This is a genomic window from Streptomyces sp. TAA486 (assembly GCF_000426165.1).
Map to the genome: position 1 here is coordinate 72,926 of NZ_AUEV01000012.1, position 23,783 is coordinate 96,708.

At 71.5% G+C, this 23,783-nt stretch carries 23 protein-coding genes; 12 read left to right on the plus strand and 11 right to left on the minus strand.

What is annotated here, in order from left to right; genetic code table 11:
• The first annotated feature begins 14 nt into the window (after positions 1-14).
• The gene (locus I004_RS0116355) at positions 15-620 is read left to right on the plus strand and encodes an AMIN-like domain-containing (lipo)protein (RefSeq protein WP_106965369.1); all 606 of its coding nucleotides are present in this window, start codon (positions 15-17) and stop codon (positions 618-620) included.
• Positions 621-703: 83 nt separating this feature from the next.
• On the opposite strand, the gene I004_RS0116360 is transcribed toward I004_RS0116355, so the two are convergent.
• Positions 704-1,528 carry a DODA-type extradiol aromatic ring-opening family dioxygenase gene (locus I004_RS0116360; protein ID WP_051345093.1) on the minus strand — a complete coding sequence of 275 codons (825 nt, stop codon included), beginning with the start codon at positions 1,526-1,528 and terminating at the stop codon, positions 704-706.
• 132 nt (positions 1,529-1,660) lie between these two features.
• Here I004_RS0116360 and I004_RS0116365 point away from each other — a divergent pair, with 132 nt between their 5' ends.
• Positions 1,661-2,149 carry a MarR family transcriptional regulator gene (locus I004_RS0116365; RefSeq protein ID WP_028436388.1) on the plus strand — a complete coding sequence of 163 codons (489 nt, stop codon included), beginning with the start codon at positions 1,661-1,663 and terminating at the stop codon, positions 2,147-2,149.
• A 220-nt stretch (positions 2,150-2,369) separates the two neighbouring features.
• Positions 2,370-3,566 (plus strand): MarP family serine protease, encoded by a 1,197-nt coding sequence (locus I004_RS0116370; protein WP_028436389.1) that lies wholly within the window; start codon positions 2,370-2,372, stop codon positions 3,564-3,566.
• A 75-nt stretch (positions 3,567-3,641) separates the two neighbouring features.
• On the opposite strand, the gene I004_RS0116375 is transcribed toward I004_RS0116370, so the two are convergent.
• Positions 3,642-4,571: a GNAT family N-acetyltransferase gene (locus I004_RS0116375; RefSeq protein ID WP_028436390.1), complete on the minus strand. Its 930-nt coding sequence runs from the start codon at positions 4,569-4,571 to the stop codon at positions 3,642-3,644.
• A gap of 124 nt (positions 4,572-4,695) precedes the next feature.
• Here I004_RS0116375 and I004_RS0116380 point away from each other — a divergent pair, with 124 nt between their 5' ends.
• The gene (locus I004_RS0116380) at positions 4,696-5,067 is read left to right on the plus strand and encodes a GntR family transcriptional regulator (RefSeq protein ID WP_028436391.1); all 372 of its coding nucleotides are present in this window, start codon (positions 4,696-4,698) and stop codon (positions 5,065-5,067) included.
• A gap of 128 nt (positions 5,068-5,195) precedes the next feature.
• On the opposite strand, the gene ybiA is transcribed toward I004_RS0116380, so the two are convergent.
• Positions 5,196-5,762, minus strand: coding sequence for a riboflavin biosynthesis intermediates N-glycosidase (gene ybiA / locus I004_RS0116385; RefSeq protein ID WP_028436392.1), 567 nt, complete (start codon positions 5,760-5,762; stop codon positions 5,196-5,198).
• A gap of 105 nt (positions 5,763-5,867) precedes the next feature.
• Positions 5,868-7,019 (minus strand): DUF5925 domain-containing protein, encoded by a 1,152-nt coding sequence (locus I004_RS0116390; RefSeq protein WP_078511350.1) that lies wholly within the window; start codon positions 7,017-7,019, stop codon positions 5,868-5,870.
• A gap of 208 nt (positions 7,020-7,227) precedes the next feature.
• On the opposite strand from I004_RS0116390, the gene I004_RS0116395 reads away from it, so the two are divergent.
• Positions 7,228-7,494, plus strand: a complete 267-nt coding sequence (locus I004_RS0116395; RefSeq protein ID WP_037976521.1) for a hypothetical protein — start codon at positions 7,228-7,230, stop codon at positions 7,492-7,494.
• 163 nt (positions 7,495-7,657) lie between these two features.
• Here I004_RS0116395 and I004_RS0116400 read toward each other — a convergent pair whose 3' ends face one another.
• From I004_RS0116400 to hmgA, 3 genes are all read right to left on the minus strand, one after another.
• Positions 7,658-8,872, minus strand: coding sequence for a type ISP restriction/modification enzyme (locus tag I004_RS0116400; RefSeq protein WP_051345124.1), 1,215 nt, complete (start codon positions 8,870-8,872; stop codon positions 7,658-7,660).
• Between the two features lie 137 nt (positions 8,873-9,009).
• The gene (locus I004_RS0116405) at positions 9,010-9,762 is read right to left on the minus strand and encodes a GntR family transcriptional regulator (RefSeq protein ID WP_028436396.1); all 753 of its coding nucleotides are present in this window, start codon (positions 9,760-9,762) and stop codon (positions 9,010-9,012) included.
• Positions 9,763-9,773: 11 nt separating this feature from the next.
• Positions 9,774-11,132 carry a homogentisate 1,2-dioxygenase gene (gene hmgA, locus I004_RS0116410; RefSeq protein WP_028436397.1) on the minus strand — a complete coding sequence of 453 codons (1,359 nt, stop codon included), beginning with the start codon at positions 11,130-11,132 and terminating at the stop codon, positions 9,774-9,776.
• 256 nt (positions 11,133-11,388) lie between these two features.
• On the opposite strand from hmgA, the gene I004_RS34295 reads away from it, so the two are divergent.
• From I004_RS34295 to I004_RS0116430, 4 genes are all read left to right on the plus strand, one after another.
• Positions 11,389-13,752 carry a molybdopterin oxidoreductase family protein gene (locus I004_RS34295; protein ID WP_078511305.1) on the plus strand — a complete coding sequence of 788 codons (2,364 nt, stop codon included), beginning with the start codon at positions 11,389-11,391 and terminating at the stop codon, positions 13,750-13,752.
• Positions 13,749-15,182, plus strand: coding sequence for an MFS transporter (locus I004_RS34300; RefSeq protein WP_486580043.1), 1,434 nt, complete (start codon positions 13,749-13,751; stop codon positions 15,180-15,182). The genes I004_RS34295 and I004_RS34300 overlap by 4 nt, the downstream gene beginning before the upstream one ends.
• Before the next feature lie 101 nt (positions 15,183-15,283).
• Positions 15,284-16,702: an aldehyde dehydrogenase family protein gene (locus I004_RS0116425; protein WP_028436398.1), complete on the plus strand. Its 1,419-nt coding sequence runs from the start codon at positions 15,284-15,286 to the stop codon at positions 16,700-16,702.
• Positions 16,703-16,822: 120 nt separating this feature from the next.
• The gene (locus I004_RS0116430) at positions 16,823-17,926 is read left to right on the plus strand and encodes a Zn-dependent alcohol dehydrogenase (protein ID WP_028436399.1); all 1,104 of its coding nucleotides are present in this window, start codon (positions 16,823-16,825) and stop codon (positions 17,924-17,926) included.
• Here I004_RS0116430 and I004_RS0116435 read toward each other — a convergent pair.
• Positions 17,908-18,843: a LysR family transcriptional regulator gene (locus tag I004_RS0116435; RefSeq protein ID WP_028436400.1), complete on the minus strand. Its 936-nt coding sequence runs from the start codon at positions 18,841-18,843 to the stop codon at positions 17,908-17,910. The two genes, I004_RS0116430 and I004_RS0116435, sit on opposite strands and share 19 nt — an antisense overlap.
• Before the next feature lie 83 nt (positions 18,844-18,926).
• Here I004_RS0116435 and I004_RS0116440 point away from each other — a divergent pair, with 83 nt between their 5' ends.
• On the plus strand, positions 18,927-19,688 hold the full coding sequence (locus I004_RS0116440) for a TSUP family transporter (RefSeq protein ID WP_028436401.1): 762 nt from the start codon (positions 18,927-18,929) through the stop codon (positions 19,686-19,688).
• Between the two features lie 88 nt (positions 19,689-19,776).
• Here I004_RS0116440 and I004_RS0116445 read toward each other — a convergent pair whose 3' ends face one another.
• Complete coding sequence (locus I004_RS0116445; protein ID WP_028436402.1) at positions 19,777-20,400, minus strand: TetR/AcrR family transcriptional regulator; 624 nt, start codon at positions 20,398-20,400, stop codon at positions 19,777-19,779.
• A 230-nt stretch (positions 20,401-20,630) separates the two neighbouring features.
• Between I004_RS0116445 and I004_RS34305 the strand changes: the two genes are divergently transcribed.
• Complete coding sequence (locus I004_RS34305) at positions 20,631-21,302, plus strand: TetR-type transcription factor C-terminal domain-containing protein (protein WP_051345094.1); 672 nt, start codon at positions 20,631-20,633, stop codon at positions 21,300-21,302.
• A 1-nt stretch (position 21,303) separates the two neighbouring features.
• Here the strand turns inward: I004_RS34305 and I004_RS0116455 are convergent, their stop codons facing one another.
• On the minus strand, positions 21,304-21,765 hold the full coding sequence (locus I004_RS0116455) for a MaoC family dehydratase (protein ID WP_028436403.1): 462 nt from the start codon (positions 21,763-21,765) through the stop codon (positions 21,304-21,306).
• 123 nt (positions 21,766-21,888) lie between these two features.
• A complete protein-coding gene (locus I004_RS34310; RefSeq protein ID WP_486580044.1) occupies positions 21,889-22,395 on the minus strand; it encodes a hypothetical protein in 507 nt (168 codons plus the stop codon).
• Positions 22,396-22,850: 455 nt separating this feature from the next.
• Between I004_RS34310 and I004_RS0116465 the strand changes: the two genes are divergently transcribed.
• Entirely contained in the window at positions 22,851-23,657 is an 807-nt protein-coding gene (locus tag I004_RS0116465; RefSeq protein ID WP_028436404.1) for an SAM-dependent methyltransferase, read from the plus strand.
• Positions 23,658-23,783 lie beyond the last annotated feature (126 nt).

Sequence of the window (23,783 nt, forward strand, 5' to 3'; positions counted from 1 at the left end):
ACAAGGGGGCCCCAATGCGACACACCAGACTGCTCATCATCGCCGTGCTCACCAGCGCGGGGCTCCTGACCACCGCGGCGGCGGGCACGGCCGCCGGAGCCGAAGCCACGGCGTCCGTGTCTAACGCCTCGGCTGCCGCCACGAGTTGCGGCGTCACCTGGGGGAGCCTGCCGAAGACCGGCAGCGGCCCGGGCACGCGCTCGCTCACCGACGTACGGACGGGGCGGCACGACTGCTACGACCGCATGGTCCTGGACATCCGTCCGGGAACGCCTGCCGCTTCCCCGACGTACCAGGTCCGCTACGTCGACAAGCTGTACCAGGACGGCTCGGGCCAGCTCATCAACGTGGGCGGTGGTGCGATCCTGGAGATCGTGGCCACGGCGCCCAGTTACGACCCGGAGACCTACGAGGCCACCTATCCGGGCAGGGGCGGGAAGCCGCTGCCGGGTGTGAACCTCAAGGGCTACAAGACCTTCCGCGACGCGCGCTTCGGAGCCAGCTACGAGGGAACGACCCAGCTGGGCCTCGGAGTCAGGGCACGGCTGCCGTTCCGAGTGCTCGAACTGGGCGACCGCCTCGTCATCGACGTCGCCCACACCTGGGCGGCGCCCCGCTGAGACCCTGCGACTCCCGGGTGCCGGGCGGAACAGCCGCCCCGTACCCGGGACTTCACGACGGCCGCCGCACCGCTGTGCTCTTTTCAGCCGCCGATCTGGACGGACCGCTTGGCCAGTCCGGCCCAGAAGCCGTCGATGACCGTGCGCTGTTCCGCCAGTTCCGTCTCGCCCGCGCCGAGGGTGACGAACAGCGGGGCGAAGTGCTCGCTGCGGGGGTGTGCGAGGCGTCCCGTCGGTGACTTGTGCGCGAAGTCGAGCAGCGCGTCCACGTCGCCCCGTTCCAGTGCCTCACGTCCCCAGGCGTCGAACTCCTTCGACCAGGACGGCGCTTCGTCCACGCCGGCGCCCCAGCGCAGCTCGCTCAGATTGTGGGTGAAGAAGCCGCTGCCGATGATCAGGTAACCCTCGTCCCGCAGCGGGGCGAGCCTCCGTCCCAGGCGCAGCAGCTCCTCCGGCTCCAGGGTGGGCATGGACATCTGGAGCACCGGGACGTCGGCGTCCGGATACATCTCGACGAGCGGCACGTACGCCCCGTGGTCGAGGCCGCGCTCCGGTGCGTCGTGCACCTCCTCGCCGGGCCCCGAGAGCAGTTTCCGTACCCGCTCGGCGAGTTCGGGAGCGCCGGGCGCCGGATAACGCACTTGGGAGTAGCGCTCGGGGAACCCCCAGAAGTCGTGGACCAGTGGCACGGTGCGCGTCGCCGAGAGCGTCACCGGTGCCGATTCCCAGTGCGCGGAGACCATCAGGACGGCCTTCGGGTGCGGCAGCCGGGCGCTCCAGCCCGCCAGTTGAGCGGTCCACAGCTCGTCGTCGGCAAGCGGCGGCGCGCCGTGGCTGAGGTAGAGCACGGGCATGCGGGCGGGTGTTCCCGCCGCGTCCGGGGTGCCGCTGGTGGTGCCGGTGGTCATGATCGCTTCAGCCTCTCCGCGGTGTCCCCGAACATGCGGGCCTGTCGTGGCCAGAGTGTTGTTCAAGTTCGAATCACTCGCTTCGGACGGTAGCCGATGATTCGAATTCGAACAACCGCCTAGGATTGACCCATGACAGACGCACGGTGGCTGGACGAGCGCGAGATGGCGGCCTGGCAGAGCTTTCTCCAGGCGAGCCACAGGGTCGGGCAGCACCTCGAGCAGCAGCTGCGGGAGGAGAGCGGTCTGTCCCATCCGCAGTACGAGATCCTCGTGCGCCTCGGCGACGCCCCTGACGGTGAGATCCGCATGACGGAGCTGGCCAGGGGTCTGGTCACCTCCAAGAGCGGGCTGACCTACCAGATCGGCCGGCTGGAGAGGCGCGGCCTGGTGTGCCGCCGCTCGTGCGAGAGCGACGTCCGCGGTGTCTACGCGGCGCTCACCGATGAGGGCAGGCGCGCCCTCCGCGATGCCGCGCCGGGCCATGTCACCGCCGTGCGTGAGGCGCTGATAGATGTCCTCGACGACGGAGAGCTGGCGGTGCTCAGCGAGGGGCTGGGGCGGGTGGCCCGGCGGCTGGAGGATCAGGGGCGACAGGGTGGCGGAAGATGCGGAGAGTGAGTACCTCAGCCGGGCAGGCCGCGTGAAGCTCTCGGGTGCAAAACGGTCCGAAACGGGTGAATGGATCGCGTGCCGTGTGCGATGCGGAACCAACCCTGCTCGGATTCGCGTGTGTTCTGCGACCGGGGGCAGATGCGGAGGACGAGCGAGGCACAATCGGAGGACAGGGCCGCAACGTGAGCACGAAGAGTAACCCGAGTGGGGCGAGAAGGGATGTGCGGTGAACCTGCTGGATGTGCTGTTGCTGCTCGCAGTGCTGGTCTTCTCCGTTTCCGGCTATCAGCGCGGCCTCGTCGCGGGATTCGTCTCGCTCGCCGGCTTCGTCGGCGGTGCCGTCGTCGGTGTGTGGGCCCTGCCGTTCGTCCTGGAGAGAGTGCATCCCGGCACCACCGAGGCCACCATCGTGGCGCTGCTGACCGTCCTCGTGCCGGCGGCACTGGGGCAGGCCGTGGCCGCGCCTCTGGGATGGCGGCTGCGTGACGCGCTCAGCTGGACACCGGTGCGCTGGGCGGACGGCGCCGGGGGAGTGGCCGTCAACGCGATAGCGGTCCTCGTCGTCGGCTGGGTCGCGGCGAGCGCCCTTTCCGTGTCGCCCTCGCCCGTGCTGAACCAGACCATCCGCGGCTCCGTCGTGCTCGGCACCGTCCAGGACCGCATGCCCGACCAGGCCGCAACCTGGTTCAACGACGCGACGGGAGCGCTCACGACAGCGGGCTTCCCGCCGGTCTTCAACCCGTTCGAGCACGAACCCGGTACCTCCGTGGCCAAGCCCTCCGGCGATTCCGTCACCCCCGCCGCAACCCAGGCCGCCAAGCGCAGCACGGTGAAGGTCGAGGGTGTGGCCGACGTCGACGGAAGCCCCCGCGGGCAGGAAGGCAGCGGCTTCGTCTACACGAACCAGCGCGTCATGACCAACGCGCACGTGGTCGCCGGAGTCGACGAGCCGACGGTGCGGATCGGCGGTGTCGGCCCGCGCTACGAGGCGAGGGTCGTCTGGTTCAGCCCGAAGACGGACGTCGCCGTCCTCGCCGTGCCCGGACTGAAGGCACCCGCCCTGGACTTCGCGGGCAACGCCGGACGCGGAACGCCCGGCGTGGTCGCCGGATATCCGGAGAACGGCAGCCTCGATCTGCGTGCGGCCGCCATCTCCCAGCGGGTCAAGGCGCGGGGTCAGGACATCTACGGGGACAACCTCAGCACCCGCGACATCTACGCCATACGCTCCACCGTCCGGCCCGGCAACTCCGGCGGCCCGCTGCTGTCCAAGGACGGAAGGGTCCTCGGGGTGATCTTCGCCCGCTCCACGACCGACGCCGCTACCGGCTACGCACTCACCGCGGAACAGGTGCAGCAGCACGCCAGGAGAGGCGCCGCCAACGACCGGGCCGTCGACACCGGCAGCCGGTCGGCGCTCTGAGCCGCGCGCCGCGACGCAGGGATGCGACCCGGCGCGCAGCCGCGGACACACGCCGCGCCCGCGAGTTCTGCCCGCTCACAGCCGCTTGGAGTAGCGCCATTCGGCGGCCGCCTGCTCATAGCCCAGGCTCCGGTTGAGCGCCAGCATCGGGGCGTTCGTGGCGTCGTTCCCGGTGAAGGCCCGCCGGCAGCCCTCGGAGCGGGAGCGCCGCAGGGAGTCGAGCTTGGCCAGCCGCGCCAGACCGCGCCCGCGGAACGCGCGCCGGGTTCCGGTCATCCCCGACCAGTAGCGCTCACGCCCGTCCGTCTGCGCCACGGAGTACGAGGCGACTTCGCCGCCGACGAGCACGACGGAGCTGAGGCGGTGGTCGATGTCCGGGCGGTCCCAGTTCAGCCGCAGCCAGTCCTCGTACGGCACGAAACCGTGGCGCACATCGCCGGGTTCGTCCGCTGTGCACTCCAAGTCCGCCTCGTACAGCGGACGCAGGTCACCGGCGAAGTCGAGAGCCGTGCGGAGCTCGACGCCGGCGGGCAGCCGCTCCGGCGGTTCGGGAAGCCCGGCACGTGCGAGGTCGAGACCGAGGAAACAGGCGCGCCTCCCGCGCGTGTAATCGCGGTGCTCCGCGAAGCCGGGAGAGCGGCCGTCGTCGGAAACCCACGTCCAGACGCGCTCGGCGCCCACGCCTGACAGATGACGTTCCGCCTCGGCCACCAGCGCCGCGCCCGCACCCAGTCCACGGCTGTCCGGGTGCACGGCCGTGTGCAGGTAGCCCTGTCCCGGCTCGATGCTGCCGATGAGCAGCCCCGTGTCAGCACAGCCCAGCACCCGTCCGTCGGGCTCCCTGGCGACCAGCCAGCGCGTACGTCCCGCCGCGGGGGCGGACTCGGCCTCCCAGGCCACCGATTCGGCCGTGCACACGAGATACGGCACAGCCGCGCGCCTCACCTCGGCCACCGTCCCCGCGTCGCCCGGGCGGAAGGATTCGACGGTGACCTTCGGTGTCATGACCCGGCACGCTACGCGCCCGCCAGTGGCGCCGCTCCTGATTTTCCCGCCCCTGAGGGAGAATCGGCAGCGCATACGAATGCGCCGCCCTGACGGAAGAAACCGCGAACACACCGGAGATCACGTGCCGTTGCAGATCACCATCGACCCTGCCGCGCCGGACGCCCCGTACGAGCAGCTGCGCGCCCAGATCGCCGGGCAGGTGCGCGGCGGGGATCTGCCCACGGGATACAAGCTGCCGACCGTGCGCGGGCTGGCAGAGGAACTGGGTCTTGCCGCGAACACCGTCGCGAAGGCCTACCGGGCGCTGGAGTCGGACGGAGTCATCGAGACCAGGGGGCGGCACGGCACGTTCGTGGCGGCGGCGGGGGACGCGGCGGCGAAAGAGGTGTCCGAGGCGGCGCTGTCCTACGCGCACCGGGCGCAGAGGCTGGGCCTGGACCGCGACGCGGCGCGTGCGGCGGTCGAGGACGCCCTGCGCGCTGTGTACGGCTGAGAGCCGGCCGCCGGGAGTTCGCGCAGGGGCGGACGGAGGGCACCGGCAAGTGCCCCAGGAGCCTCAACAGGCCGGTGCGGCAAGGGAGTCGGGTCCCGTGGGAATGCCGTGCGCTCGGGCGGGAGTGGCTACGTCAGCATCCCGGTGCGTGTGAGCAGCCTCGTGCGGGCCTCCATCAGCGCGAACCCCAGCAGGTTCTCTCCGCGCCACTGCGAAGGGTCACGCACCCGCGCGTCGTCCGCGGCGAGGCCGACGCCCCACACCCGGTCCAGTGGGCTCGCCTCCACCAGTACGCGGCTGTTGGTGCCGAGCAGATATTCCCGCAGCTCGCCGGGCTGCCCGAACTTCCGCAGGCTGCCCTCGACCACGATGCCGAAGCGCTCGCGCTCCCACACGCTCTGGTCGAACCCCTGAACCGAGCGGCCCGCGGCCTTCGCCTGCCGGGGATGGCGGGCTGCCACCGCGTGCTGCTCCGCCTCCTCGTCCCCGAACAGGCGCGCCTTACGGGCCATCATCCAGTGCTCCGCGGTGGCGTATTCGACACCCTCCACCTCGAAGGGAGAGGGCCACCACTGGCTCAGGCAACCCTTGCCGATGGCGCCGTCCCGCCGTGGCCGATGGCCCCAGAAGTAGAGGTACTTGAAGCGCTCGCCGCGTGCGGCGCGCTCGGCGAGTTCAGCGACGTTGTCGACCATGGCGTGATTCTGGCAGCGCCGGGGTGAATTGCTCGACTGTTTATCAGGTGAGCCGGAGGCCCCGGCGCATACACCGGCCCGCGGAGCCCCCGGCCCGGCCCCGGGCTACAGGTACAGCCCGGAGCCCTCGCCGTCGTGCTGCGCGGGAACCGAGGCCGGCGAGGTGCCCTTGCGGAGCGCGAACAGCTCGGCCAGCGTGGCGCCTTCACGACCGATTCCCTCTTCCGTACCGAGCCAGTTGACGGCCTCCCTGCGGCTGAGGGCGCCGACCTCGATGCGTGCCAGACATCTGCCCGGCCGCACGACCGCGGGGTGCAGCCGCTCCAGGTCCTCGTTCGTGGTGACGCCGACCAGCACGTTGCGGCCCTGGCCCAGCAGACCGTCCGTCAGATTGAGCAGACGTGAGAGGGCCTGGCCCGCGGCGTGCTTGGCCTCTCCGCGGATCAACTCGTCGCAGTCCTCCAGGAGAAGGAGCCGCCAGCGTTGCTCGTCGGAGTCGCCGTCGTCGGCGCCGATGGCGATGTCCATCAGATAGCCGATGTTGTTGAACAGATGCTCCGGGTCGAGGACGCAGTCCACCTGGCACCAGTCGCGCCACGAGCGTGCCAGCGTGCGCAGCGCCGAGGTCTTGCCAGTGCCGGGCGGCCCGTGGAGCAGCAGCAGCCGGCCCGAGACCTCGTCAGGGGTGACTTTCATCAACCCGTCCATGGCATCGGCCACGCGTGCCGTGTAGTTGGGACGTACCTCCTGCCATGTGCCCGCGGTGATGGCGCGGGTGGTGCGGCGCGGGCCGCGCATCGGCGAGTGGTACCAGAACCCCATGGAGACCTTGTCGGACTGCGGCTCCGGCTCGTCCTCCGCGCCGTTGACGGCCGCGTCGAGCCGATTCCGGGCGAGTTCGCCGCTGACCGCCGTCACCGTGACGTCCGCGCCGTGCGTCCAGCGCGAGACGAGAACCGTCCAGCCCTCGCCCTCCGCCAGAACCGTGCTGCGGCCGTCGGCCTGCGCCTCGCGCAGCACCTTCGCATCCGGGGGCAGCAATGTGCGGCCCTTCTTGACGCGGTCGACGGAGTGACTGCGCGAGTAGGGCTGCTCCCCTTTGGTGAAGCGGCCCAGGAAGAGTGCGTCGATGACGTCGGACGGCGAGTCGGTGTCGTCGATGGTCAGATACGGAGTGATCGCGTGCTCGGGCCTGGTCGGAGAAGTCAGAGTCTCACTCCTGTCAGTGGTGGACGACCGGCGGGACTGTGCTGGCATGGCTGCCATGATCCGGCATCACGGGCCCCGGCGCACGCACGTTTCCGCCCGTCCGGCCGGAAACAGGTGCGTATCACAAGGCGTGCCGTATGTTCGTCAACGCGCCTGTGGGGCAGGTGAATCCTGTGACCGGGATACACGGGTGGAGCAGTCGGGCGTTAGGGTTGCGGTGCCCGGGCCTCGTGCCCTCGTACGGGTGGGGAGTGTCATGGAACAGATAACAGTGAGCGGCAGGGCGCGAGTGCCCGCCATCAAATGCGGTACGGGTGCGACGAGTTCGCGCCTCGACCGGCATCTGGCTGTGCTCGCGGGCCCCGCCGTGCCGCAGGGTGAGACGGAAGAAGCGACTTCGCTCATGCGTGAGATCACCAAGCGTGACTCCGCGCGGAACCGGTCCGCAACCCGGAGCGGGCGTGTCTCGCTGTTCGCGCCACTGCGCAAACTGCGCCGCACGCTCTTCGGCGGCCGCGGCTGAGCTTCCTTCCGCAGACATTTCTCCTGGGCCCTTGGGCCCGGGGAGACCCCGACCCTGCACCCTGGGGCGGTGGCCGACCGGCCACCGCCCCAGAGTCGTGTCGTCCCGTCGTGCGATCCCGGCGCCGGGCGCGGGCGCCGCGCCGTCACATCCCGGACTCCCCCTAGAGCAACGCCAGTTGGCCGTTGGGCCCTTCTTCCGGCACGTCGAGTACGGACGCCGGGAGACGTGACGCCGGGGGCACCGGCAGCAGGCCGGCCCCCTCGAGCCCGGCGCGTCCCGGCTCCCCGCCGGACTCCAGCGAGCGGGCCAGGTCCCGCTGCTCCTCGCGCAGTTCGGACAGCAGCGTCAGGACCGTGATCAGCTCCAGCAGTTCCGACGTCCACTCCTGCGGCCAGCTGCCGGGACGCACGGCGGCGAGCCTCCCCGCGTCGAGGGGGGCCACCGACCGCTGCCCGAACCACGCCTCGAGCACGCGTGCGCCTCCGGCCTCGTACTCCCATGCCTCCGGCGCCACCGGGGCGACACGTCCCTCGCCGACGTGCAGCGCGCGCTCCTCCGGGTCATGGACGAGCTCCTCGGCCGCCGGCGCCGCGGCGGGCAACGGGGCGCGCACGTACGGACGATGACCGCCCGGCAGACGAGGGCGGCCGCCCCCGTTCTCCTCTCCGGCGCACCGCGCGCCCCGTGTGTGCAGCCGCACCACCCGGCGGCCCAGTTCCACGCCGCGCCGCCACAGGCCCGGGTCCGAGGTCAGCGGCACCGCACGTCCCCGCGGGCCCGGCCGGGCCGCGGCGGCGGTCCAGGCAAGGACGTCCTCAGCCGTGACCCGCACGCCGAGCCGCACGGCGAGATGGTCCAGCAGGCCGGGGAGAAGGTTGGGTTCACGGCCGCCGGGACGTCTGTACAGCGGACGGATGCGTCCCGAACGCCCGACGGGCGCCTGCCCGTCGGGCAGCAGCGCCGTGAAGGTGAAGAGGGGGCCGGGATGCCGGTGGTCGTGGGCGGTCTCGACCAGGTGCGTCTGGTGTGCGTCGCTCACCCGCCACAGCTGCGGCCGTGCCGCGTCGACGAGCCGGTGGTCGGGGATGAGCCACTGCTGGTCGAAGGGCCCGTGCAGGATCCGCACCGGCTCCGGGCAGCCGCCCCGCTCCAGGGTGAGCGGCCCGCCGTGAGCCGGCATCCCGGGCAGGGGAGCCACCGCGCTGTGCAACGTGCGGGACCGGCTCGGCCCGAAGAGCGCGGCACGCTCCGCTTCGTCCTCGGAGCGGACCAGGGCCTTCCAACGTCCCCGCAGCGACGCGGCGTCGGGTGCGGCCACCCACCCGCGGCCCAGGCGCAGAGGCGGTACGGACCAGGGCATCACCTCGTCGAGCATCACCTCGTCGAGCGCGGGTGCGTCCTTGGTGCCGGGTCCGTCGTCGCTCACCGCTCGATGCTACGAGGGGGCGCGTGCCGCCGTCAGGAGTGCGTGGAGCTTGCCGCCCTCGTCCCGCCGCAGGCTGTCCGTCGTGCTCAGTGCGCCTGGACCGTCACCGAGAAGGAGAACCGGTCACCGCGGTAGTGGATCAGTGCCACGTCCACGACCTGCCCGTCCTGGTCGTACGTCACGCCCGTGTAGTGCAGGATCGGGCTGAGCAGCGGCACGTCGAGGAGCTTCGCCGTGGCCGGGTCGGCCAGCCGGGCCTCCACGGTGTCGGTGATCCGGCTGATTCGCACGCCGACCGCGTCCCGCAGCACCTTCGTCATCGGCCAGCCGCGCTCCAGATCGGCGGGGTCGATGTGCGGCGCGATGCGGGGATGGATGTGGTTCTCCGCCCAGTTGGTCGCCTCGCCGCTCTCCGGGTCACGCCGCAGCCGCCGGAAGACCGTCGTCTCCGCCACGCCCGGGAAGTGCTCGGCCAGCTCGGGCGGTACGGGGGCCGCGCCGTGGTCCAGCAGCGTCGTCAGGTCGCCCGACTGCTGGGCCACGATCGTGTCGACCGAGCCCAGCAGCCGTACGGGCCTCGTCCTGCAGGCTTCGGGCTCGATGAACGTGCCGCGCCGCCGGTGCCGCGAGATCAGCCCTTCCGTCTCCAGCTCCTTCAGCGCCTGCCGCATCGTCAGGACGCTCACCCCGTAGTGCTGGGCCAGGCGCTCCTCCGTCGGCAGCCGCAGTGGCGACTGCGGCGTGCGGCCGAGTATCGAGGCCCGCAGGGACTGCGAGACCTGGTACCACAGCGGCAGCTTGCGGTTGAGCTCCAGCGAGTCAGGAGCGAAGACGGACACAGGTGCACCCCCTACGGGCGGAAATTGCGCTGGAGACCCTGCCACACGTCGTCGTAGCCGGACTGCAGATGGGCGGCCTCCAGCGCCTGTGAGGTGGGGATCACGGGCCAGCGCGTCTCGAACATGAACGCCAGCCCGTCGTCGATCTTCTGGGGCTTCAGCTCGGCGGAGCTCGCGCGTTCGAACGTCTCCCGGTCCGGTCCGTGCGCGGACATCATGTTGTGGAGCGAGCCGCCGCCCGGAACGAAGCCTTCCGCCTTCGCGTCGTAGGCCCCCTCGATCAGGCCCATGTACTCGCTCATCACGTTCCGGTGGAAGTAGGGCGGGCGGAAGGTGTCCTCGCCCACCAGCCAGCGCGGCGCGAAGACCACGAAGTCCACGCCGGCCAGCCCCGGTGTGTCGGACGGCGAGGTGAGGACCGTGAAGATGGACGGGTCCGGGTGGTCGTAGCTGATGGTGCCGATCACGTTGAAGCGGTGAAGGTCGTAGACGTACGGGACGTGGTTGCCGTGCCAGGCGACGACATCCAGCGGCGAGTGGTCGTACCGGGCGGCCCACAGGTTCCCGCAGAACTTGTTGACCACCTCCACCGGCCGCTCGGTCCCGCCGTCCTCCTCGTACGCGGCGACCGGCGCCATGAAGTCCCTCGGATTCGCCAGGCCGTTGGCGCCGATCGGGCCCAACTCGGGCAGCTCGAAGGGCTGTCCGTAGTTCTCGCAGACGTAGCCGCGCGCCGTCGCGTCCAGCAGTACGACACGGAAGCGCACCCCGCGCGGGATCAGCGCGATGTGCCCCGGCTCCGCACGCAGCAGCCCGAACTCGGTGTGCAGCAGCAGCCCGCCGCGCTCCGGGACGATCAGCAGCTCGCCGTCGGAGTCGCAGAAGACCCGGTCCGTCATGGAGGCGTCGGCGGCGTAGAGGTGGACGGCCATGCCGGAGCGCTGCGCCGCGTCGCCGTTGCCGCCGAGCGTCCACAGTCCGGCGACGAAGTCCGTCCCCTGGGGCGGCTCCGGAAGCGGGTTCCAGCGCAGCCGGTTCGGGTCGGCTTCGGTCTCGTCGAACGGCGCGCTGCGCAGGCCGCCGTTGCCGGTGCGGCGGAAGCGGGGGTGTGCGGCCGAGGGGCGGATGCGGTAGAGCCAGGAGCGGCGGTTGCGGGCGCGCGGCTCGGTGAAGGCCGTGCCGCTCAACTGCTCCGCGTACAGACCGAGCGGGGCGCGCTGCGGCGCGTTGCGGCCCACGGGCAGAGCGCCGGGCACTGCTTCGCTGCTGTGCTCGTTGCCGAAGCCGGAAAGGTGGACGAGACCTTCCGCCGTCTTGCGTGCCTGCTCCTGGCCTGCCGTACCGCCGTTGGCGCCGGTGCCGAGGGTCATCGGATGCTCCTGCCGCTCATGTATCCCCCTGAATTCCTGTACATGACCATAGGAATGCGGGGTGTCCGCGTCAATGAGGTATGAACAGCGGTGAGTCCGGCAAGGAGTCGTGGTGAGCCCCGGGGACGCCGCGAGCCGCGCCGCCCGCGCGGCGCCGTAACCCCCGTCACGTTCACCCACCTCCCGGGCGAACTCCCGCTCGCAGGGCCTACAGTTCGTGGCACGGAGTGACAACAGCACGGTCCGAGGGAGCGCGATGACCGCTACCGGTACGCCCGAGACGTCCGCCGAAAACACCGACGCCGCAGTCGGTATCCACGAGGAGACCGGCACCGGGCTCCGCATCTGTCCGCTGTGCGAAGCAACCTGCGGCCTGACAGTCACCCTGGAGAACGGGCGCATCACCGGGGCACGGGGTGACCGCGACGATGTCTTCAGCCATGGATTCGTCTGCCCGAAAGGCGCCTCGTTCGGCGAACTCGACTCGGACCCGGACCGGTTGACACGTCCGCTCGTGCGCGACGGAAGCGGTGAGCTGAGGGAGACCGGCTGGGACGAGGCGTTCGCGGCCGTCGCCGCCGGCCTCGGCCCCGTTCTCGGGGGCGGCGAGGCCGACGCCGTCGCCGTCTACCTCGGCAACCCCAACGTGCACACCATGGCGGGTGCCCTCTACCCGCCGCAGCTCCTCGGGGCGCTGCGCACCCGGAACTTCTACACCGCCAGCACCCTCGACCAGATGCCCAAGCATGTCTCCTGCGGCCTGCTGTACGGCGATCCGCAGGCCATACCCGTCCCCGACGTCGACCGCACCGATCACCTGCTGATCCTTGGGGCCAACCCCGTCGAGTCCAACGGATCGCTCGCCACCGTCCCGGACTTCCCCGGCAGGCTGAAGCAGCTGCGCAAGCGCGGGGGACGCCTCACCGTGGTCGATCCGCGCCGCACGCGTACGGCGAAGCTCGCCGACCGGCACGTGCCGATCCGTCCCGGCAGCGACGCGCTGCTGCTGATGGCGATGGTGCAGGTGCTCTTCGACGAAGGGCTCACCGACACCCGCGAACTCGGGCCGCATCTGAGCGGCGTCGACGAAGTACGGGAGCTGGCCCGGGAGTTCACGCCCGAAGCCGTCCAGGACGCCTGCGACGTACCGGCGGAGGACATCCGGGCTCTCGCGCGCGAGCTGGCGGCCGCCACGAGCGCCGCCGTGTACGGCCGCGTCGGCTCCTCCACCGTCGAGTTCGGCACCCTCACCAACTGGCTGGTCGACGTCCTCAGCGCCCTGACCGGCAACCTCGACCGGCCCGGCGGCTCCATGTTCCCGCTCTCCGCCACCGCACGGCCTCCGCGCCCGGCCGGCACCCCCGGCAAGGGCTTCGCGCTGGGCCGATGGCACAGCAGGGTCGCCTCGCACCCGGAGGCCAAGTCGGAGCTTCCCGTCGTCGCACTCGCCGAGGAGATCACCACGCCGGGCGAGGGACGGGTACGGGCGCTGATCACCCTCGCCGGCAACCCGGTGCTCTCCGCACCCGACGGCGAAGGGCTCGAAAAGGCCCTGGCGGAGCTGGACTTCATGGTCAGCCTCGACCCCTACCTCAACGAGACCACCCGCCACGCCGACGTCGTGCTGCCACCCGCCAGGCCCAGCCGCACCGCGCACTTCGACTTCGCCTTCAACGCGCTGCCCGTACGCAACCAGGTCCGCTACACGCGCGCCGTCGTCGAGCCCGGCAAGGACGAGCTGGGCGAGGCGGAGATCATGGCCCGGCTCCTGCTCTGCCTCGCAGGAAAGACCGACGCTCCCGCCGGCGCGGTCGACGACGCCGTCATCTCCCGTGCCCTCGGCCGGGCAGTCGCCGATCCGCACTCGCCCGTGCACGGCGAGGACCCGGAGAGCCTCGCGCAGCAACTGACCGGGCGGGACGGCGTGGAGCGGCGCCTGGACATGATGCTGCGGCTCGGCCCGTACGGAGACGGCTTCGGCGCGGACCCCGAGGGGCTCAGCCTGGCGAAGCTCCTGTCACACCCGCACGGCATCGACCTGGGGCCGCTGCGTCCGCGGCTGCCCGAGCTGCTGCGCACCCGCTCCGGAACGGTGGAGCTGTGCCCTGAGCCGGTCCGCGCGGACGTGCCGCGGCTGCGGTCCGCGCTGCGGCGGCGCGCCTCCGGGGAGACCCTCGTGCTCGTCGGACGGCGCCATCTGAGGTCCAACAACAGCTGGATGCACAACGTGCCCGCCCTGCGCGGCGGCACGAACCGCTGCACCCTCCAGATCCACCCCGAGGACGCCGCTCGTCTCGGCCTCGCCGACGGTGCGGACGCCCGGGTCACCGGCGACGGGGGAGAGGTGACCGCACCGGTCGAGGTGACCGACGCCGTGCGCACGGGCGTCGTCAGCCTGCCGCACGGCTGGGGCCACGACCGGCCCGGTACGCGCATGCGGGTCGCCGCCGACGATCCGGGGGTCAACGTCAACCAGCTCCTGGATGGCTCTCTGCTGGACCCGCTCTCCGGCACCGCCGTCCTCAACGGCTTCCCGGTGCGGGTGGCACCGGCTGCGCCCGCCGCGTCCGCCGCTGCCGCCACTTCCGCCGCGCCGGCCGCCGTTCCGGATGCCGGGTGACCTCGGGAGTCCCATCGCCGTCGCGGTCGTCGTCACGAGCAGGGGCCGAGGCGCCGCGTCGCTGGCTGCTGCGTCTCGTCGTCTCCTTCGTCTTCTCGCAGGGCGCGGTGAGCATGGCGAGGCCCGCCATCTCCTACCACGCGCTGGAACTCGGCGCCGGTGCCCGTGCCGTCGGCGTCGTCACCGCCGCGTTCGCGTTGCTGCCGCTGGCGGTCGCCGTGCCGCTCGGCAGGCGCACCGACCGGCAGCGGTGCGGGCCGCTGCTGCCGGCCGGTGTCGCTCTCGTCGCCGCGGGCAGCGCACTGGCCGCCACGGCGCCCTCCCTCGTCCTGCTCGCCGCATGGAGCGCACTGCTGGGTCTCGGGCACCTGGTGTTCGTGATCGGTGCGCAGTCGCTGGTGGCACGGCAGAGCGGCCCCGACGAACACGACCGCAACTTCGGCCACTTCACCATCGGCGGCTCGGCGGGCCAGCTGATCGGGCCCGTGTTCTCCGGCTGGCTCGTGGGCGGTGCCGGTGGCGGACCTCCCGGGGCGGGTGAACACAGCAGTGCCGTCGCCCTGTTCGCCTCCGGTGTGCTCGCGCTCTGCTCGTACGCGACGCTGTGGCGCATCGAGGGCCGTGCGGTGCCGAGGCGGCCGGGAGGAGACGCCGCTGCGGGCAGCCCACCGTCCCTGCCGGTCCCGGTCGCGCGCATTCTGCGCTCGCGTGGAGTGCCCGCGGGCATCTTCGCCTCCCTCGCGGTGCTTTCCACGACGGACGTGCTGACGGCCTACCTGCCGGTCGTCGGCGAGGAGCGGGGCATCGCACCGGGCGTGGTGGGCCTGCTGCTGAGCCTGCGCGCCGCGGCGTCCGTGCTCTCGCGCGCGGGGCTGACGAGGATGACGGCCCGGCTCGGCCGGCAGCCCCTGCTCGTCGTCAGCTGCCTCTTCGCGGGCGTGCTGTGCGTGCTGCTGACCGTGCACCTCCCGGTGTGGGCCCTCGCGGTCTCACTGGTGGTGCTCGGATTCTGTCTCGGCGTCGGCCAGCCCCTGACCATGACCACGGTCGTGCAGGCGTCGCCGGGCAGCGCACGGTCGACTGCGCTGGCGCTGCGGCTCACGGGCAACAGGCTGGGCCAGGTCGCCGCGCCCGCGGGGGCCGGGCTGGTCGCGGGAGCGGCAGGTGCGGCGGCACCGTTCGTGCTGCTCGCTGTGCTGCTGCTGGGGGCGTCGGCCACGGCTGCGCGTTCGCGCCCGAACCGGCGGAGCACAGCGGCGACGTCCGACGGCGCGGGCGGCGCGGGGAGTTCGGAAGGCGCGGGGAACACCGAAGGCGCCGGGACCACGGGGAACGCCGAAGGCGCCGGGATCGCGGAGAGCGCCGGGGGTCCGGCAGCAGTAGCCGGAGCAACGGGCACGGCAAGCCAGGGAAACTCGACCGGAAGGTAGCCGGGTACGGTCACAGGGGTCGCGGGGAGTCCCGGGCGCGGGTGACTCATGGCACCCGCCGCCGTGCTGACACCCCAAACTAGCGGCGCTAGTTTGGGTCCATGCAGGCACACGACGGTATGTACATCGACGGCGCGTGGCGCCCCGCAGCATCCTCGGAGAAGCTCGAGGTCATGAACCCCGCGGACGGCAGTGTGATCGCAACGGTGCCGGCGGGCGGCGAGGAGGACGTGGCCGCCGCGGTACGCGCGGCCCGCGCCGCCTTCCCCGCCTGGGCCGCGACACCGCCCGCGGAACGCGCGGCGCTGCTGGGCGCGTTGCACGAGGCGCTGGAGGCCCGGCGCGAGGAGATCGCCGAGACCGTCACGGCGGAGCTGGGATCGCCGCTGGCCTTCTCCAAGGCGGTGCACGCCGCCGTGCCGGTCGCGGTCTGCGGCAGTTACGCGAAGCTGGCGGCCGAGTACCCCTTCGAGGAGAAGATCGGCAACTCCCGTGTCTTCCACGAGCCGGTGGGCGTCGTCGGCGCCATCACGCCGTGGAACTATCCGCTGCACCAGATCGTCGCCAAGGTCGCTCCCGCCTTCGCCGCGGGGTGCACCGTCGTGCTCAAGCCCGCGGAGGACACGCCGCTGGTGGCCCAGCTGTTCGCGGAGGCCGTGCACGAAGTGGGCCTGCCTGCCGGGGTGTTCAACCTCGTGACGGGCCTCGGTCCTGTCGCGGGACAGGCACTCGCCGGGCACGAGGACGTCGATCTGGTGTCCTTCACCGGCTCGACGGCCGTGGGCAGGCAGATCGGCGCCGCTGCGGGCGGTTCGGTCAAGCGCGTCGCCCTGGAGTTGGGCGGCAAGTCCGCCAACGTCATCCTGCCGGGCGCGGACCTTGCCAAGGCCGTCAAGAAGGGCGTCGCCAACGTCATGGCCAATTCGGGCCAGACCTGCAGCGCCTGGACGCGCATGCTCGTCGACTCCGAGCACTACGACGAAGCCGTGCGGATGGCCGCCGAGGCCGTCGGGAAGTATCTGCCGGGCGATCCGAAGGACGAGACGACGCGCATCGGGCCCGTCGTCAACGCCAAGCAGCACGCACGCGTCACCGGCTTCATCGCCAAGGGCGTCGAGGAGGGCGCCACGGTGGCAGCGGGCGGCCCCGGCGCCCCCGACGGGTACGAGGACGGCTGCTACGTGCGCCCGACCATCCTGTCCGACGTGACCCCGGAGATGACCGTCGCCCAGGAGGAGATCTTCGGGCCGGTCCTGTCGATCCTGAAGTACGAGGACGTCGAGGACGCCGTCCGCATCGCCAACGACAGCGTCTACGGGCTCGCCGGCGCCGTGTGGGCCAAGGACGAGGACGAGGCCGTCGCCTTCGCCCGCAGGCTGGAGACCGGACAGGTCGACATCAACGGCGGACGCTTCAACCCCCTGGCGCCGTTCGGAGGTTACAAGCAGTCCGGTGTCGGCAGGGAGCTGGGCCGGCACGGGCTGGGCGAGTACCTGCACACCAAGTCCCTGCAGTTCTAGGGGGTTTCGCCGACCGGTCCGGCCGGTGCACGCCCTCCGGGCGTCCCGGCACGGACCGCGCGAGCCCCGCCCGAAGCCCGCGCACGAACCGTGCGAAACCGACCCAGCCAGGAGCCCGACATGGTCCGCGCCGCCGTACTCTCCGCCGTCGGAACGCCTCTCGAAGTCACCGACATCGACCTGCCCGAGCCGGGCCCGGGGCAGGTCCGGGTGCGCCTGGCCGCGGCGGGTGTCTGCCACTCCGACCTGTCGCTCTCCAACGGCACGCTGCGGCAGCCCGTACCGGCGGTGCTCGGCCACGAGGGCGCGGGCACGGTCGTCTCCGTCGGCGAGGGAGTGGAGGGGCACGCCCCGGGGGATCCCGTTGTCCTCAACTGGGCGCCCTCCTGCGGTGAATGCCACTTCTGCGGGACGCTCGAAGAGCCGTGGCTGTGCGTGAACGCCAACGCCGGCACGACCGTTCCGTACGCGCGCACCAAGGCCGGGGAGGAGCTCTACCCCGGGCTCAGCTCCGCCGTCTTCGCGGAGGAGACCGTCGTCTCGTCCCGCTCGCTGCTGCCACTGCCCGCGGGGGTGCCGCTCGACGAGGCCGCGCTGCTGGGCTGCGCCGCCCTGACCGGGTACGGCGCCGTGCACCACAGCGCCCGGGTCCGCTCAGGCGAGTCGGTGGCCGTCTTCGGCGCCGGCGGCGTCGGGCTGGCGGCGATCCAGTCGGCGCGTCTGGCCGGGGCGGGAGCCGTGATCGCGGTCGATGTCTCCCCGGCGAAGGAGGAGTTGGCGCGGGCGGCCGGCGCGAGCGCGTTCGTCGTCGCCTCGGACACGACCGCCAAGGAGATCCGCAAACTCACCGGAGGCCACGGAGCGGACGTGGCCATCGAGTGCGTCGGGCGGGGGGAGACCATCCGCACCGCCTGGAACTCCACGCGGCGCGGAGGCCGTACGAGCGTGGTCGGCATCGGAGGCAAGGAAGAGCAGGTGCAGTTCTCGGCGTTGGAGATCTTCCACTTCGCCCGCACCCTCACCGGCTGCGTCTACGGCAACTGCGACCCGGCCCGGGATCTGCCCACGCTGGCGGAGCACATACGTCAAGGGCGCCTGGATCTGGGCGCGTTGGTGACGGAGCGGATCGGCCTGGAGGGCATTCCCGCGGCCTTCGACGCGATGCTCGCCGGACGCGGGGGGCGTGCGCTGGTGGTCTTCGAGGGTCAGTCCGTCCCGTCCTGATCGCCTGCGTGGACCGCTCGGGAGGGCTCGGACGACGCGGCGTCACGCAGATGTCCGGCCAGCGCGGTGGTGGCCTCCGAGGCGGCGTCGTCGCCGACGCCCCATGCCAGCAGGTGATGGCGGCGGGCCCAGGAGTCCCGCAGCTCGCACACGTCGAGTCGCCGGTCCGGGTCGAGGGCGCGGCGCGGTACGACGGCGAGCCCCGCACCGGCGGCCGCGAGAGCGACGAGGACGTTGAGGTCGGCGACCGTGGTGCGGTAGCGCGCCACCGAGGCGTGCGGCCCGGCGTGCTTCTCGATCCAGCGGCGCAGGGAGGAGTCGGCGTCCAGCCCGACGAGAGGGTGCTCGGTGACCTCGCTGTAGCTGAGCGCGCTCCGCCCGGCGAGGATCCCTCCGGCCTGGCCGATCACGACGAGGGAGTCGTCACCGAGCGGCTCCACTCGCAGGCCGCAGTCATGGGCCTCGTCGTCGAGGACGACGCCGAGATGCGCCTCACCGTCCGTGAGCATCCGCACGGTCTTCGGAGTGCGGCTCTCCGACACCCTGACGTCGATGTCCGGGTGGGCACGGAGGAAGGAGACCAGGGCATGCGGTACGAGCCGGTGCATCGCGGACCCGCCGCCCAGCAGGGTCAGCGGAGCGGACCGGGACCGGACGTAGCTGGCGACGGCGCTCTCCAGCCGCGCGGTCCGCGTGAGCACATCGCGCGCATGACGGGCCAGGGTCGCACCGGCCGGCGTGGGCCGGACTCCGCGCCGGCCGCGTATCAGCAGCGCCACACCGGCCTGACGCTCCAGCGAACGCACCCTGGCGCTGGCCGACGGCAGGCTCAGATGCATCCGGTGCGCACCCGCCGTGATCGACCCCTCCGTCACGATGTGGAGAAACAGTCGCAGATCGTCCAAGTCGTAGCGCACCGCCTCAGCCTAAGGAGCAGCCTTAGGCCGGGTACAGGGATTACGCATTGTGAAATGGCTGGTCACGGCCCCATGCTCGACGGGTGTCCGAGATATTGCTCGCCCTGCTGGCCGGTGTCGCCGCCGGGGCGCTGAACGCCGTCGGCGGCGGTGGCACCTTCGTGGCGCTGCCCGCTCTCGTCGCGTTGGGCCTGACGCCGGTGACGGCGAACGCGTTGTCGCGGATCGCCCTCGTACCCGGAGCCCTGGCCGGCGCCTGGGTGTGCCGACGCGAGATCGGCCCGGTCGGGCCGACATCCATGAGGGAGATGACCGCGGTCAGCGTGATCGGCGGCGGGGTCGGTGCAGGCCTGCTGCTGGTGCTGCCGGCCTCGTCGTTCGACGCCGCGGCGCCGTGGCTGCTCGCCTTCGCCACGGTGGTCCTCGCCTCCGGACGGCGCGTGTCACAGGCGCTGAGCGACCGGCTGGGCCGCTCGGTCGCCCTGAGTTCGCGGGCCGTTCTGACCGGACAGTTCTTCATCGCCGTGTACGGGGGCTACTTCGGCGGGGCCGTCGGCGTGATGATGCTGGCCCTGTGGGGCATCGGCCTCGGCCTCGACTCTGCTGCCGGCAATCCGATGCGCATCGCGCAGCTCGCGGCCATCTTCGCCAGCGCGACGGTGCTCTTCCTCGTCGCCTCCGACGCCCTGAGCGCCCCGCTGCTGCTCGGCGCCATGCTGGTCGGAGCCGTGGCCGGCGGCTACGGAGGCGCCCATCTCGCCCGCCGCCTCCCCGCCCCGCTGCTGCGGGGCGTCCTTCTGACCACCGCGGTGACGACGACCGTCCTGTACTTCCTGCGCGGCTGACCGGCCCAGCGCGCCGCGTCTCGTTCGGACGATCCGGAACGGCGCCCTCACAGGGCTGCGCGCCGGCGGCCTCCGGCCCCGGTCGGTCTCAGCCGGGGAAACCCGCGGCCAGACCGTCGACGATCGCGCGCAGACCCGTCTCGAACGCCCCGTCATCGACCTGCTGTTGATGCCTGGCGAGCAGGTGGGCCTGGTCCAGGTGGGGGTAGTCGCCCTCGTACAGGGACGCGTCGCCGACGAAGCCGCGGGCGAACGAACCGAGCGCCGACCCGGCCACGAAGTAACGCATGAGGGCGCCGATGTGGGTGGCCTGTGCGTTGGTCCAGCCCGCCGCGGTCATCGCGCCGAAGACCGCGTCGGCCATGCGCAGCTGGCTCGGGCGTCGGCCCGGGCCCTGCGCCAGGAACGGCACGATGTTCGGGTGCGCGTTGAGCGCCGCACGGTAGGAGCGTGCCCATTCCACCAGCGCCTGCCGCCAGTCGGTGCCGTCGTCGAACATCGACACCTCGACCTGTGCGCACACCGTGTCGGCGGCGGCGTCGAGGATCTCGTCCTTGTTGCGGAAGTGGTTGTACAACGACGGCCCGCTCACGCCGAGTTCGGCAGCGAGGCGGCGTGTGGAGACGGCCTGGAGCCCTTCCGAGTCCACGAGCGCCAGCGCGCACGCGACGATCCTCTCCCGGTTCAGCAGCGGCTTCGGCGGTCTGGCCATGCGGTGAATGGTAGAGCGGCTCGAATGGGGAACCGGAGCCGGTCACATTCCTGCAACCGGTCACGCTGGGCGGGGCACTCTGCGTGGCGCACCGTGCCCGGCGGACGGCGCGGACGCCTCGCCCGCGCTCCGCCGCCGTACGCCCCGCCACCGGCCGCACCACCCGTGGCTAAGCATCTGCTCAGTCGCCGATGTATGGTGTTCGACCGGTCGACGGGAAGGCACAGGCAATGGCATCGGAGGCGGAACCCCGGGTCGCGGCTGCCGACGCATCCTTCGAGGGCGTGACCCCGGACGCCGCGCGGCGGCTGTTGCTGGGCGCGGTGGACGCGTTCGCGGAGCGCGGTTTCCACGCCACCACCACCCGCGACATCGCCGGCCGCGCGGGGATGAGCCCTGCCGCGCTCTACATCCACTACAAGACCAAGGAAGAACTCCTCTTCCAGATCAGCAAGGTCGGACACGAGCGCTCCGTGAGCGTGCTCGCAGAGGCCGCGGAAGGCGGCGGCAACGACTCGGATCGGCTGGCCCGTGCGGTGCGCCACTTCGTCCGCTGGCACGCCGAGCACCACACGACGGCACGCGTCGTGCAGTACGAACTGGCGGCGCTCGGCGAGGGGCACTACGAGGAGATCGTCGGACTGCGCCGCCGCAGCGAGGAGATCCTGCGCGGCGTGCTGGAGAGCGGGGACGCCTCGGGCGAGTTCGAGATCGCCGACATCCGCGGCACGACGCTCGCGGTGATGTCCCTCTGCATCGACGTGGCCCGCTGGTACAGCCCGTCCGGCCGCAGGACACCGGACGAGATCGGCACGCTCTACGCCGACCTCGTCCTGCGCATGGTCGCTCCGCCAGGTGACGCCCGGGTTCCCGGGCCGGGGGCGGGTGCCGGCTCCCGGTGATCTACCAGAAGTAGCGGCTGAGGGTCTCGGCCACGCACACCGGCTTGTCGCCGCCCTCGCGTTCGACCGTCACCTTGGCCGCGACCTGCACGCCGCCGCCGGCCTCGCTGACGTCGACGAGTTCCGCCCGTGCGCGCAGCCGTGAGCCGACCGGTACCGGAGCGGGGAAACGGACCTTGTTCACGCCGTAGTTGACGCCCATCCGGACCCCCTCCACGCGCATGATCTGCGGTACGAGGTCGGGCAGCAGGGAGAGGGTCAGATAGCCGTGCGCGATGGTCGTGCCGAAGGGGCCGTCCTTCGCGCGTGCCGGGTCGACGTGGATCCACTGGTGGTCGCCGGTCGCGTCAGCGAACAGGTCGATCCGCTTCTGGTCGACCTCCAGCCAGTCGCTGAAGCCGAGTTCCTGGCCGACCGCGGCCACCAGTTCGTCGGTCGAGGTGAAGACCCGGGGCTCCGCCATCCGTACAACCTCCCGCATGCGTGTCGCGCGCCGCCGGATGCTAAGCGCTCGCTCAGCTCAGCATGCTGCGGTGCTGTCGCGCGTGTCAACGTCCGCAGGAAGCGGGAGGCGCGTGCGGTGTGGTCAGCTCCGGGAAGCGGCCATCGAACCCAGTCCGGTGCGCAGCAGGCGTCCGCGGCCGGCAAGGCGGATGACGTCCTTGCCGACGTCCTTGTCCATGGCGGTGATCATCCGGCGCAGCACGTCCGCGAGTCGGGGCGTGGGCGGAGTCGAGGGGTCACAGGGGAGCAGCGACCTGCCGCCCCACGTCAGTCGGTGCCATTCGTCGTGCTGCGCCGGCTGTCTGATTCCGTGGCGCTTCTCGGCTCTGCGCCGGACGGCGACCTGCGACTCGTACTCCAGCCACACCGTCCGCGCCTCTTCGAGTTCCTCCAGGGCGGCGACGAGCAGCTCCGGGTCGGGTTCACGGTCGTCCGGGCCGAAACCGGCGCGGGCACACAGGTGTTGCCATGTCGCGCGGTGCCCGTACGGGGCGAATCGCTCAAGGCACTTACGCAGCGCCTGGCGACGCTGTGAGGGTGCTCTCTCAGGGTCGCGGACTTGCTCTGCGAGGGCTCTGAAACCGGCCAATCATCCCACCTCCGACGGACTGGACCCGACTCGTCGGCGTTATGACGTAAGTGCCGCGCAATCGGATCCCCCCGTTGCGAAGTCATTTTCCTCTGGTTGTCCGGGCCTTCCGTGCTCCGGTCTTCCCGGGCCCGTGAGCTACCCCGGCAACGCCTGAACACTCTCCCCTGAAGAGAATTCTCACCTCGTTCTCATGACTTCTCACAGAACACTCATCAGTAGTGAAGACATCGCAACGAGTGGTTCCGCATATGGGCCTGCTGTGCACGGCGCGGACGGAACGTGCGCCCGCCGTCACGTGCGCCGGGTGTTCTATGCGCGTCAACTCCGCTCGGCACACATGGAATTGGCCGCGCAGGGCTCTTGGCGCTGTTTCTCTTTCCCGTGCCCGGGACATGAAGGCCCGCCGTAGGGTGGAGACGGGAATCCACCAGGCAGACGGGAAGACGATCACCATGGCCGACGAGAAGTCCGAGCCGGACCTCCCGCCGAAGATCGACACATCCGTGCCCCATTCGGCGCGGATCTGGAACTACTGGCTGGGCGGCAAGGACAACTATCCGGTGGACGCCGAGGCCGGTGACGAGTTCGCGAAGACATTTCCCGGAATCGTCGACGCGGCCCGCGGATCCAGGTACTTCCTCGCCCGTGCCGTGCGTCATCTCGCGGGCCGGGCCGGCATCCGCCAGTTCCTCGACGTGGGCACCGGGCTGCCCACCGTGGACAACACCCACGAGATCGCCCAGTCCGTCGCGCCGAGTTCACGCATCGTGTATGTGGACAACGACCCCCTGGTGCTCGTGCACGCCCAAGCGCTCCTGACATCCACACCCGAGGGCGCCACCGACTACATCGACGCCGATGTGCGCGAGCCGGACACGATCCTCGAAGCCGCGTCGAGGACGCTGGACTTCGAACGGCCCGTCGGTCTGATGATGCTGGGAATCATGGGCCACATCGCCGACGACGAACTCGCCCGGTCCCTCGTGCGGCGGCTCCTGGGCGCCCTGCCCCCCGACAGCTATCTCACGCTGAGCGACGGCACCGACATCAGCGCGGCGCGTCAGGCGGCCCACGAGAAGTACAACAGCAGCGGTGCCGTCCCCTACCACCTGCGCAGCCCCGAGGAGTTGGCCCACTTCTTCGACGGACTCGAACTGCTGGAGCCGGGGCTCGTTCCCGTCACGCAGTGGCGTCCCGACCACACGCCGTTCCCGGTGACTCCCGTCACCACCTACGGAGGGGTCGGCCGGAAGACCTGACCGCCCGCCCGGGCGCCGCCGGGCGAAGGCCGCTGGTCAGGACCGAACCGGGGCGTCGCCTGCCGGCGGTCACGGCGTCCTCGTCCCCGTGCTTCCCGAACCCGCGTCCGGATCCCCCTCTTCCCC

What these genes read in the sequence shown, in the direction of transcription:
- I004_RS0116355 (WP_106965369.1), top strand. Translation starts at nt 15, where the DNA reads ATGCGACACACCAGACTGCTCATCATCGCCGTGCTCACCAGCGCGGGG.
- I004_RS0116360 (WP_051345093.1), bottom strand. Translation starts at nt 1,528, where the DNA reads ATGACCACCGGCACCACCAGCGGCACCCCGGACGCGGCGGGAACACCC.
- I004_RS0116365 (WP_028436388.1), top strand. Translation starts at nt 1,661, where the DNA reads ATGACAGACGCACGGTGGCTGGACGAGCGCGAGATGGCGGCCTGGCAG.
- I004_RS0116375 (WP_028436390.1), bottom strand. Translation starts at nt 4,571, where the DNA reads ATGACACCGAAGGTCACCGTCGAATCCTTCCGCCCGGGCGACGCGGGG.
- ybiA (WP_028436392.1), bottom strand. Translation starts at nt 5,762, where the DNA reads ATGGTCGACAACGTCGCTGAACTCGCCGAGCGCGCCGCACGCGGCGAG.
- I004_RS0116390 (WP_078511350.1), bottom strand. Translation starts at nt 7,019, where the DNA reads ATGCCAGCACAGTCCCGCCGGTCGTCCACCACTGACAGGAGTGAGACT.
- I004_RS0116395 (WP_037976521.1), top strand. Translation starts at nt 7,228, where the DNA reads ATGGAACAGATAACAGTGAGCGGCAGGGCGCGAGTGCCCGCCATCAAA.
- I004_RS0116400 (WP_051345124.1), bottom strand. Translation starts at nt 8,872, where the DNA reads ATGCTCGACGAGGTGATGCCCTGGTCCGTACCGCCTCTGCGCCTGGGC.
- hmgA (WP_028436397.1), bottom strand. Translation starts at nt 11,132, where the DNA reads ATGACCCTCGGCACCGGCGCCAACGGCGGTACGGCAGGCCAGGAGCAG.
- I004_RS34295 (WP_078511305.1), top strand. Translation starts at nt 11,389, where the DNA reads ATGACCGCTACCGGTACGCCCGAGACGTCCGCCGAAAACACCGACGCC.
- I004_RS0116425 (WP_028436398.1), top strand. Translation starts at nt 15,284, where the DNA reads ATGCAGGCACACGACGGTATGTACATCGACGGCGCGTGGCGCCCCGCA.
- I004_RS0116430 (WP_028436399.1), top strand. Translation starts at nt 16,823, where the DNA reads ATGGTCCGCGCCGCCGTACTCTCCGCCGTCGGAACGCCTCTCGAAGTC.
- I004_RS0116445 (WP_028436402.1), bottom strand. Translation starts at nt 20,400, where the DNA reads ATGGCCAGACCGCCGAAGCCGCTGCTGAACCGGGAGAGGATCGTCGCG.
- I004_RS34305 (WP_051345094.1), top strand. Translation starts at nt 20,631, where the DNA reads ATGGCATCGGAGGCGGAACCCCGGGTCGCGGCTGCCGACGCATCCTTC.
- I004_RS0116455 (WP_028436403.1), bottom strand. Translation starts at nt 21,765, where the DNA reads ATGGCGGAGCCCCGGGTCTTCACCTCGACCGACGAACTGGTGGCCGCG.
- I004_RS0116465 (WP_028436404.1), top strand. Translation starts at nt 22,851, where the DNA reads ATGGCCGACGAGAAGTCCGAGCCGGACCTCCCGCCGAAGATCGACACA.